At 62.9% G+C, this 10,241-nt stretch carries 6 protein-coding genes; all 6 read right to left on the bottom strand.

Going from position 1 to position 10,241, the window contains the following annotated elements; all coding sequences use genetic code 11:
• Positions 1 to 14 precede the first annotated feature (14 nt).
• Positions 15 to 1,736: a ShlB/FhaC/HecB family hemolysin secretion/activation protein gene (locus ACW9I6_RS13205; RefSeq protein ID WP_457339415.1), complete on the bottom strand. Its 1,722-nt coding sequence runs from the start codon at positions 1,734 to 1,736 to the stop codon at positions 15 to 17.
• 321 nt (positions 1,737 to 2,057) lie between these two features.
• Positions 2,058 to 2,540 (bottom strand): poly-beta-1,6-N-acetyl-D-glucosamine biosynthesis protein PgaD, encoded by a 483-nt coding sequence (gene pgaD, locus ACW9I6_RS13210; protein ID WP_003218178.1) that lies wholly within the window; start codon positions 2,538 to 2,540, stop codon positions 2,058 to 2,060.
• The gene (gene pgaC / locus ACW9I6_RS13215; RefSeq protein ID WP_003218180.1) at positions 2,537 to 3,883 is read right to left on the bottom strand and encodes a poly-beta-1,6-N-acetyl-D-glucosamine synthase; all 1,347 of its coding nucleotides are present in this window, start codon (positions 3,881 to 3,883) and stop codon (positions 2,537 to 2,539) included. Before pgaC ends, pgaD begins: the two co-directional genes overlap by 4 nt.
• Positions 3,884 to 3,886: 3 nt before the next feature.
• The gene (gene pgaB, locus ACW9I6_RS13220) at positions 3,887 to 5,884 is read right to left on the bottom strand and encodes a poly-beta-1,6-N-acetyl-D-glucosamine N-deacetylase PgaB (protein ID WP_008433662.1); all 1,998 of its coding nucleotides are present in this window, start codon (positions 5,882 to 5,884) and stop codon (positions 3,887 to 3,889) included.
• Positions 5,885 to 5,896: 12 nt separating this feature from the next.
• A complete protein-coding gene (gene pgaA / locus ACW9I6_RS13225; RefSeq protein WP_457339416.1) occupies positions 5,897 to 8,350 on the bottom strand; it encodes a poly-beta-1,6 N-acetyl-D-glucosamine export porin PgaA in 2,454 nt (817 codons plus the stop codon).
• A 181-nt stretch (positions 8,351 to 8,531) separates the two neighbouring features.
• A complete protein-coding gene (locus ACW9I6_RS13230; RefSeq protein ID WP_457339417.1) occupies positions 8,532 to 10,028 on the bottom strand; it encodes a YdgA family protein in 1,497 nt (498 codons plus the stop codon).
• Between the last annotated feature and the right edge of the window lie 213 nt (positions 10,029 to 10,241).

Here is a 10,241-nt window from a genome sequence, read left to right on the forward strand (position 1 = left end):
AACGGGGCGTTGAATTACAGGAAGAAATCCATGCGGAAGTAGATCGGCGCTTCGCGCTCGCTCATCACTGCCGGGCGTTCCAGGGAATGGGCAAAGGTCACGCTGGTGCTGACGTATTTGCCACGGGCGAACAACTCCAACGAGTTGCTCGAGACCCGGCCATGCACTTCACCGTTATAGCGGTCGTTGCTGATCACACCCTGGTCGTAGCCGACGCTGGCGCCGTATTCGGCAAAGGCCGGGCGCATCCAGTCCCAGGTCACCGGGCGCGCCCAGCGCACGTCGTTGCGCCAGTAGCCGCCGCTGTCGCCGGTGAGCTGCTGGTCTTTGAAACCGCGCACCGAGGCCGAGCCGCCGAGGCTCATGCGCTGGGGGCTGAACAGAATGTCTTCACTGCGTTGGCCGGTGGCCAGGCTGGAGAAACTGAACGACTCACCCCATAGCGTGAACGGCTGCAAGTAGCTGACGGTGGCGGTGTATTTGCGGTAGCGCGCGTTGGGCAGGCGATTGCCGTACTGATCGCGCTCGTTTTCAGCTTGGGCATCGAAGGCGCCGATACCGTTCTGCATGCCCAGGTCGAGGTTGACGAAGGCATTGCCGATGCGGCGACCGTGGTTGATGCCCAGTTGCAGTTCACTGAGGCGGTTGCTGCTGGTTTCGAGGTGGGCGTCGTTGATGTAGTTGTTGGTGCGCAAATGGGCCAGGCCGACGTTGACCGAGGTCTTGCTGACGTCGTCGCGATGGATCACGCGCTCGGCGCGCAGTTGATGGTTTTCGTTGTCGCCGTTCTGCTTGAATTTGTAGTCGTCGGTCACGCCGTAAGTGCGGTAATCACTCTCGCTGTAGGTGTAGCTGAAGTTCCACCAGCCCCACGGCACGTTGTAATACAGCATGCTGTTTTTCGAGGTTTTCTGGTGGTCGCTGACGGCATCGTGGCCGCCGCGCAACACCAACTGGTCGGCCAGGCCCAGCGGGCTGTCCCACTCAAGGCCGGCGCCCCACTGCTGTTCGCCGGTGCTTTTCTGGCCGTCGTTATTGCGCGACAGGCTGGCGCGCCAGGGCTTTTGCGGGACGTTCTTGACCTGCACTTCACTGCCGCCCACCTGGCTGCCGGGGGTCAGTTCCATTTGCGCCTGCTTGGACGGCAAGCGATTCAACTGGTCCACCAACTGCTCGATTTCCCGCAGGTTGAGCTGCTCGCCGACCTTGCCGGGGAAGGCCATGGCCAGCTCGCGCGGGGACAGGTTGCTGCCGTCGGCGCCCTTCAAGCCTTCGAGCTTGCCTTCCACCACCAACACCTGGAGGTGGCCGGTGGAAAGGTCCTGCTGCGGCAAGTAAGCACGGCTGGTGACCATGCCTTTGTCGATGTAGTAGTCGGTGATCGCCTTGAGCACTTGATTGAGCTGGGAGACACCCAGGCACTGGCCGATATAAGGCTTGAGCAGGCGCTCGCGGTCCGGTGCAGGCAGGCTGTCGGCACCCTTGAGTTCGATGTCTTTGATCGGGAAGCAACGGGTGTCGGCCGGGGTGGCAGGCGCTTGGGGCTTGGCTTCTTTGCCGGGCAGTTCCTTGAGGTCTTCAAGGCGCCGGCGCTGTTCTTCCAGCAGACGGTTTTGCCGGTCGCGGATCAGGTCCTGGTCGCCAGGCGTAGGCGCCGCCACCGCACTATTGAGTGCGAAGCAAGTCAGCAGGCAAACGCCCAGCAGCAGCCGAGTCCGTGGCAATAATAAAGACATGTTCGATCCGTCGAAAAAGCGGGGGCCGGCAAACTAACATCGAACTTCCGGTGGGCCAAGATTCTGGCTTAGTGGGAAGCTATGTTTAACAGGCATATAAGTTGCTGATTATTAACAATAAATAAATCATGCAACGTTTAATTGCTTGCAATTGGAATTTTTATTCCGACAAGCGGTAACAGTTTTGATACACCTCCAATGATGGCGCTTACAATTGCCATTACTTGGCCATCAATGCGGTATCAAGACTGGTTAGTAGCCAAAAGATGAGAAAAGTTCGCGGTTATTTTGTGAATTGGATCCCATTTTTCGATATCCCGGTTAACCAACCTCCTTGGTCCGCTCCTGCCCCGCCACCAACTTCAACCCTGGCCGCTCCACATGCCGGGACACATGGGCTGTCACTTCCTGCACGCCCCCTTCGTGGTCGTTATGAATCACCAACACACCCGGGCGGCGCAGTTGCTCCAGGTCACCTTCCCCCAGGCTGAAGCTGTCGCTCAAATGCTGGTCGCTCAAGGCCTTGGCCGCCGAGCGCCGCTGGGCAAAGTGCTTGCCACGTCGCTGCTGGTAGCGTGCCCAACTGATCAGCACCACCGCGTTGAACACGGCAATCCACAGGTAGATCTGCAAGGTATCCAGCGCCGCGAAAATCGGCGCATCGATCCGCGGGCCGCCGTGGCTGTCGAGCATCGGCACCAGCCCGCGCACCAGCAGGATAATCAGCCCGGCCCAGGCCAGCAGGGTCAGGAATACGTCGATGGCCCACATCACCGGGCGCTGTTGGGTTCGGATCAGATTCATGGCTGCACATCCGTAGTGGGGGCTTTGATTCCGCGATCCGGGCTGACCCAGCGCGCGCGTTTCTGGTGTTGGCGGAACAGCACTTTGGGGAAGCTGACCAGGGTGGTGAATAGGCTCACCAACCAGAACACCAGCGGGTACCAGACGGTCCAGAACAGGGTTTTCCACAGGCCCTTTTCATAGCGCCGGTCGATCATGATGCTCACCGCGAACTGCACCAGGCACACCACCGCCAGCAGCAGGCCGGTGAAGGCCGGCGGCATCAGCGAGTCGACGGCGATGGCGGCGGGCAGCGTCACCACCTTGCCCACGGCCCAGAAAATCACCGAGAGCAAAAAGGTGAAGGCCCAACCGGTGGACAGGCAGTATTCGAACAGCAGCGGCCACAGGTAGCGATGGCGCCATTGCCAGATGCCACGAATATTTTTGAACAGCACTTCAGCGCCGCCCTGGGCCCAGCGCAGGCGTTGCTTCCACAGGCCGCCGAGGGTTTCCGGCATCAGGATCCAGCACAGCGCGCGGGGCTCGTAGAAGATGCTCCAGTGGTCCAGTTGCAGCTTCCAGCTCACGTCGATGTCTTCGGTGATCATGTCGGTGCTCCAGTAGTCGACCCGGTCCAGGGCCGCCCGCCGAAACGCCACCACCACGCCGGAGACGGTGAAGATCCGCCCGAAGACCCGCTGGGTGCGCTTGATCAAGCCGATGATCGAAGAGAACTCGCCCACCTGCACCCGGCCGATCAAGGTGGAGCGCGTGCGAATCCGCGGGTTGCCAGTGACGGCACCGAGGCGCGGGTTGTCGAGCATCGGCGCCACCAGGTACGCCGCGGTGTTCGGCGAGAGCAACGCATCGCCGTCGATGCACACCAGGTATTCGCTGCGCGCTGCTACCGCGCCCATGCGCAAGGCCACAGCCTTGCCCTGGTTTTGCGCCAGGTGCAGCACCCGCAGGCGCGGCTCTTTCAGGGCCAACGCATCGAGCACGGCGGCGGTGTTGTCGCTGGAGCCGTCGTTGATCGCGATCACTTCGATGTTGCGGTATTGCTGGGCCAACGCGGCGCCGATGGTCTCGGCGGCGTTGTCGCCTTCGTTGTAGCAAGGGATCAGGATCGAGATCAGCGGCTCGCCGGCGAGTACCGGCGCCGGGGTGTCATCCGCCCACGGCCAGTGGCGCTCCCAGTGCAGCCAGAAGTACAGGCCGCCGGCGATCCACAAGCCGGACATGAACAGTGGATAGAAGAAGACGAAGTCCATCAGGAACTGCCCGGTGACCAGAAAGATCAGGCCCAGGGGCACACCCAATACCAGCGACAACACGATAAGCGCGAGGATTCTGTCGAACATGAGTCAAGGATTCCACTGGTTGGAAAGGGCCGGACGCACGGTTTTCAGATCCGGCGAATTCTCCAGGAAGTTGTCGGGGTAGTAGCCAAAACTGGTCACGCCCTGACGCTTGAGCACGCCCATCCACTCGGCCATTTGTGCACCGTCCAGATCGGGGGCGGCCGAGGTGCGCCAGTCCTTGGCTTGCAACTCGAAGACTGTGCGTTGCAGCGCGCCGGGGCGGGCCTTGACGGTGGCCACGAGCTTTTCCAGCCAGGCGTTGGAGCCCTTGAGATCCTGGCCTTCCATCAGCGGCATGGCCATCGGCGCAGTCCAGTCGTAGCTGGTGAGGAAGTCGTCGAGGTTCTGCGCGAACCAGGCTTCGCTGCCCGGGTTGAGCATCGGTTCGGCGAAGATATTGCGTGCGGTCTGCACCTGCGGGCCGCGCAGCTTGCGGACCTTGGCCGTCAGTTCATGGGTGAAGTCGATCAGGTAGCGGCTCTTGAAACGCGTCCAGCGTTGCATCACCGCAGGGTCGGCGCGCAGGGCTTCGATGGTGTCCGGCAGGCCATTGGCGGCGTAGGCCTTGAGCGCCAGCGGGCTGGCGTCTTCGAAGTCCGACAGCACCGCGTCGTCGTGGAACAGCACGCCGTCGATGGCACTGGTGCGCGCCAGGTCTTCGTAGATCTCACCGATGACCTGCCGCACTTTCGGATCGAACGGCGACAGGCGCTGGTACTGGTCCGGGTCGATGGCGACCTTGCCGGTTTGCGGGTCCCAACGGGTAACGCGGGGCAGCTTCGAATCGAGGGCGAAACTGAGCACCGGCATCCAGGCAAATACGTTCACGTGGGCCCGGGTGCGCAGTTGCCAGGTGACGCGGTTGAACAGGTCGGCGCGCACCGGCAAATGGCGGTTGGGGAAGTACAGCGAACGCACCAGGCCATCGCCCTTGGGGTCGGCGAAAGCCTGCAGGAACACGGTGCTGGCACCCATGTCGACCACGCGCTGGATCAGTTTGTCGAGGTTGCGCACCTGCTGTTCCGGGTCCGGGTCGTAGACGTTGTCCAGGTCCACATGCAGCACCCGCAGCGGGGCTTCAGTCTGGGTCGCGACGATGGCGTTGGCGTAGTGTTCGCCGTCCGGGTCGGAGGCCACCAGGAAGCGCGGGCTGCTCATCAGGTTGCCGAGGCTGTCGAGACCGTCTTCCAGGGTCAGGGCCATCTGGTAACCCTGCTCGCCCACCACCGCCAGCGAGGTGCCATCGGCAGCGCCGTAAGGCCACACCCACACGCGCGGCGCCTTGCCGGTGACGGCGCGGATCTTGTTGGAGATCGCCGTCACGTCGGTGCGCATCCGCGCCTGGAACTGGGCTTCGGTTTCGTAGCGATGGGTCGCCGGGTCAAAGCGTCGGGTGGTGGCGGCCGGTTGCAGGTTGCCCTGTGGGTTGGCCAGCACGCCCTTGTGATTGGCGTCGGTGTGCGCGGCGATTTCCACCAGGCCGGACTGGGCGATCTCGCGCACCTGCTGCCAGGTCAGGAAGTCCGAACGCGGGCGTGGTGTGCCGGCGAAATCCACCGGCTGGTTCAGCGGCGTATCCACCCACGAACCCACCGGCGCCAGCAGCGCGTGCCAGTTGTAGCTGCGCAGGATCGGCATCACACGGGTGTAGAAGCTCGCGTAGCCGTCATCGAAGCTGAGCATGATCGCCTTCGCCGGCAACTCCGGGCCGCCGTTGCGGGCCGCCAAGATCTGGTCGACGGTGACGGGCTGGTAGCCGTTTTCCCGCAGCCACGCCAACTGCTCGATCAAACGTTCAGTGCGCACGGCCACGACAGCCTGATCGGGGTCGCGGTCCTCGATGTCGTGGTAGGCGATACCGAGGAAATGGTTCTTCGGCCACGCCGCTTCGCTGGCAGGCTTGAGCCGCTCGGCGGGTGGAGTGAAAGGTGCGGGTTGCTGGGCGCAAGCGCTGCTCAGCATTAACCCCAGGGCCAACAGGCAACGGGACAAGACGGGCATGATCGGACTCTTCTAGAAGCGGTAGGTGAGGTCGACGATCAGGCGCAGGTCGCTTTCGCGCTCACCGTCATAAGGTCGGCTGATCCAGCTGAGGTTGGCGCCGGTTTCGAGCACGTCGTTCCAGCGAAACCGCTGGCCGTAGCCCACCAGTGCAACGCCGCCGGTACCGTAGTCGCGCTGGCTGTAGGTGCCCGCCCCCACCTGGAACTGCTGGCTCCACTGGGTTTCGTAGCGGTGGTAGAGCACGTGGTTGACGGTGGCCGTGGGCAGCACGCTGAAGTCCGAGCGCGGGTTGAAGTACGGCGTGTCTTCCTTGGTGTTGCGGCTGGTGCCGACTTCCAGGCCCAGGTCGACTTGCACCCCCGGCGAGCTGTACACGCCCTGGCGACCGGTGAGCAGCGCTTCAAGGCGGTTGTTGCCGTCGCTGAAGTGGGACGGGCTCAGGGCCAGTTTCCATTCGCGGCTTTCGTTGGCGCGCCAGCGGATAAACCCGCTGCCGCCGTTGGCAGTAATGTCGGCATTCAGTGCCCGCAGCGGGGTGCTCGCGGAGAGGTAATCGAGACTGCCGCCGTACTGCCATTGGTCATTGATGTCGCGGGCAATCGCGATGCGTGCGCCCTGCTTGTCGCCAAAGCCGTAGGAGTGGTTGGAGACCTCGGCTTCGAGGGTCATGTCGCGGGTGCGCCGCTCTACACCGAGGCGCTGCCAACGGTGTTGGCCGGTGCCTTCTTCGAAATCGGCGGTGGCGTAGCCGGCCCCGCCGAACACGCGCCAGTCTTCATCGATGGGCGGGCTGTAGAGCAAGGTTTCGATGCCGAAATCGCGGCTGCCGGACACCGCGCCCGCGCCGTTATCGCCGCCGCCGTTGCTTTTGCCGGTGTAGGCCTCGACGCGCAATTCGGCCATGTCGTGCACATCCCGCAGGCGGCTGAGGCGCTGTACCTGGCGGTTGTCCGGGGCGCGGTCGACCACGTCATCGGTGAGTGCATCGAGCTGACGCCATTCCTGCAGATCGAGGGCAGTGTGGCCTTGGGAAACCTCCAGGCCGATGTCGCGCGGGGCCTGGGCTTCGGTTTCCTTGAGGGTGTTTTCGGCGCGCCGTGGCCAGTCGCGGGCACGGTACATATCGGCCTGGGCCAGGCGCAGGCCGATATTGCCCGGGGCCTGTTGCACCAGGGCTTCCAGGCCTTTTTCGCTGGCGGGCAGGTCGGCACCATAGGTGCCGGCCTGGGCGGCCAATTGTTGGGCGTCCATCCAGGCGTCGTTGGGGTTGCCGATGGGCAAGCCCTTGAGCTCGACCCGGGGTTTCTGGGTGCTCGCCAGGTTGTCGGCGACTTCGCGGGCTTCCACCACTTGATCGTTTTCGAGCAGGGCGTAGAACAGCGCGGTGCTGTCTTCGACGTGATCGCCGGCGTCCGCATCGCTTGCCGCCAGGGCCTGGCGATACAGCGGCGCGGCCTTTTCCGGCTGGCGCTGGTCGAGGTAGGCGGCAGCGACCCAGCGCAGGGCGTAGGTCGGCAGTTGTACGCCTTCGCCCTTCAGCACTTCGTAGTCGCGGATCACCTCGGCGGTGCGCGCCCGGGCTTTCAGCGCGCCCAGACGGTCGATGCGCCAGCGCACCACGTCGTCATGGGCGTTGGCATCCGGTGTCCAGGTGGTGAGCAGTTGGTCGTAATCCTTGAGGGCACGGTCGGCGATGACGTAGCGCTCTTTTTCACTGCGGGTCGCGAACTCGGCCATGCGCACGCGCTCGGCGGCCAGGTCGCCTTCGAGGCGGCGTTGGGTGACCGGGTCCAACAGGCCAGGGCGCCGGGCAGCGAGGCGCAGGGCCGGTTCCGGCAGGCGCGCACGTTGCAGGGCGACGATGTATTCGCGGGCGACTTCAGGTTTGTTGCCGGCACGCATGAACGCCTGGTCGAATTCGAACAGCGCGTCATAGGTAGAGCCGGCACGGGTCAGTGCGTAACCCAGGGCCATGCGGCGGTCGGCGTCGTCGGGCTTGGCGGCCACCAGGGCGCGGGTGCGCTGCATCGCTTCAGCGGTCTGGCCGGCGTCCGCCTGGGTCAGGGCCAAGCCGAGTTGCAAGTCCGGGTTATTCGGCTCGCGCAGCAACGCCTGGCGATACACGGCAATCGCCGGTTCCCAACGCTGCTGGTTGCGATAGGTGCGGGCGACGGTGGCCAGCGCCTGGGTGGTGAGGGTGCGTGAGCGGCCCTGGGCCTCGTAGACCGTCAGCACCTCGGCGTCCTGGCGCGCCCAGCTGGCAATCAACAGGTGATCGCTGACCTGCCCCGGCGTCTGGCGCTCGGCGGGCATTTGGCGCAACAGGTTGAGGGCCGGACCATAGTTGCCACTGCGGGCCTGGTTGATCAGCGAATCATAGGCCGCATCGGCCGATGCCACGACGGGCCAGAGCAGTTGGCTGCACAGGGCCAGGCGGATAAACGGATGAATATTACGCGACATGTCGTCAGCTTCCTCACCAGGGAAAGCTGTAGCGATAAGTTCACCTGCACGACACTCCAGGCGGCCGGCATCTGATGACGCGGCCAAGCTTTCCCGGGGCGCAATATCCTTGAGGGGGGTACAAAAAAGGCCAATTCAGAACAATTGTTCAGAATTGGCCTACATCACTTTGAGCCGAATCTTATTGAGCGCCGCTGACCGCGCCGAACTTGCCCAGCACAAAACCAATGAATTGCTCGACGGTCATTTTCTGGCCGTTGAAGGTCACTTCATTGTTGGCGTAGTGCAGCTTGGACACGATATCGGTACCCACCAGGGTCGCCAGTTGAGTACCCACGGCCATGCCGCTGATCATCTCGCTGGCCATCTGGGATTGCTGCTCGATGGCTTTCGGGTCGGTCACACCACCGATCTGCGCCTGCAGGCTGGCAACGTCCTGGATCATCGGCTTGGACAGGGTCAGGTTGGCGTCCAGCAGCGCAACGATTTGCTTGCCCAGTTCAACCGGCGGCAGGTCCATGCTCGACGGCTTGGCGAAGTCCGCCACCAGGTTGAAGCGGCTCTCGCCATTGGTGGTTTTCAGCGACAGGTTTTCTACCGCCACTTGCGGCTTGGCAGCCAGCAGTTGGTCGACGTTGGCCTGGGCCAGGGTCTGCTCGGCTTCGGTCAGTTGCAACTCAGGCACTGGCTGGCCAGCAGCGGCAGCGGCCTGGGCCGGCTGTACTTTTTCCTGGTAGAGCTTGGTCAGTACCAGCATCGACGGGATGTCGACGTTCTTCATGCTGACGGCCATGGCCGCTGAACCCACTGGCTTGCCCTGGTAACCGATCTCGTCGATCTTGTAGTCGACGCGGCCGGCCAGGTTGTTGTCCTTGGTTTCGCTGCTGTCTTTCTGCTCAAAGTTCTTGAGAGTCAGCACTGCTTGCTGCGGGCCGAAGGTGACCTTGGTGTTGGTCAGCTCGACGGTGTTTTGCCCGGTGTAGAAACCGAAGGTGGTTTTTTCCAGGTTGCTGGCGATGGTCAGGCCGCTCAGCTCCGCATCCAGCTTGGCGTTGTTGGCATCAATGACCGAGACCTTGAGGCTGTCCATGTAGCCGCTGGCCTTGACCTTCTTGCCTTCGGCGGTGGAGTCGAAGTCGAGGTTGGCGCCGGAGAAGCTCACGGCCGACTTGTCGTCCTTGAGTTCCAGGGGCAGCAGTTCAACGTTGCCGGTCACCGAGCGGTCATAGCCGATGTTGGCCACGCCTTTGAGGGGCGACACGTCCTTGCTGGCAGCGAACCATTTTTCGGTGGTGGGGTTTTTCTCGAGTTCGTAGTGACTGGTGGCCATGACCGGCAGCCACTTCAGCGACACCAGGCGCGAGAACGGCAGCGGGCCGTGTTCGATATGGTCGACGAACAGCAGTTCGGTGTCCTGATGATTTTCGCCGAACACCGCGCCCTGGGCCTTGAGGCGATAGTGGGCGGTGCTGCTGAACAGCTGACGGTCGAGGGAGACCAGTTCGAGGGTCACAGTGCCGTCGACACCGGCCATGGAGGTCTGCAGTTCCTTGTTGGCGTCCTGGATGGCGGTTTGCAGCACCGGCTCCAGTTGCTTGCCGGTGTACCAGGCACCGCCTGCGCTGATTGCACCAATGGCGACGACGATACCCAAGAGAACGACTGCTGGCTTATTCATGTAGTGACCTGATCAAATCCTGTGAAGTGGGCTGTCTTCCCTGAACCCCGAAGGGTGTCGGCTCAAGCCCGCCGAAATCCGGGGAAGATTAGCATTGGCTGGCGTATGCAGCCCAATTTTTCAATAGGCGCAGACTTCAGCGCTGAACGGTAAAGTGCCTTCGCGAGCAAGCCCGCTCCCACATTCGACTGCATTCCAAAGGTGGAACTCGAT

Source organism: Pseudomonas sp. SDO5522_S412 (assembly GCF_054071215.1).

Excerpts from the sequence above, each read along its gene's own strand:
- ACW9I6_RS13205 (WP_457339415.1), bottom strand. The coding sequence starts at position 1,736 with ATGTCTTTATTATTGCCACGGACTCGGCTGCTGCTGGGCGTTTGCCTG.
- pgaD (WP_003218178.1), bottom strand. The coding sequence starts at position 2,540 with ATGAATCTGATCCGAACCCAACAGCGCCCGGTGATGTGGGCCATCGAC.
- pgaC (WP_003218180.1), bottom strand. The coding sequence starts at position 3,883 with ATGTTCGACAGAATCCTCGCGCTTATCGTGTTGTCGCTGGTATTGGGT.
- pgaB (WP_008433662.1), bottom strand. The coding sequence starts at position 5,884 with ATGCCCGTCTTGTCCCGTTGCCTGTTGGCCCTGGGGTTAATGCTGAGC.
- pgaA (WP_457339416.1), bottom strand. The coding sequence starts at position 8,350 with ATGTCGCGTAATATTCATCCGTTTATCCGCCTGGCCCTGTGCAGCCAA.
- ACW9I6_RS13230 (WP_457339417.1), bottom strand. The coding sequence starts at position 10,028 with ATGAATAAGCCAGCAGTCGTTCTCTTGGGTATCGTCGTCGCCATTGGT.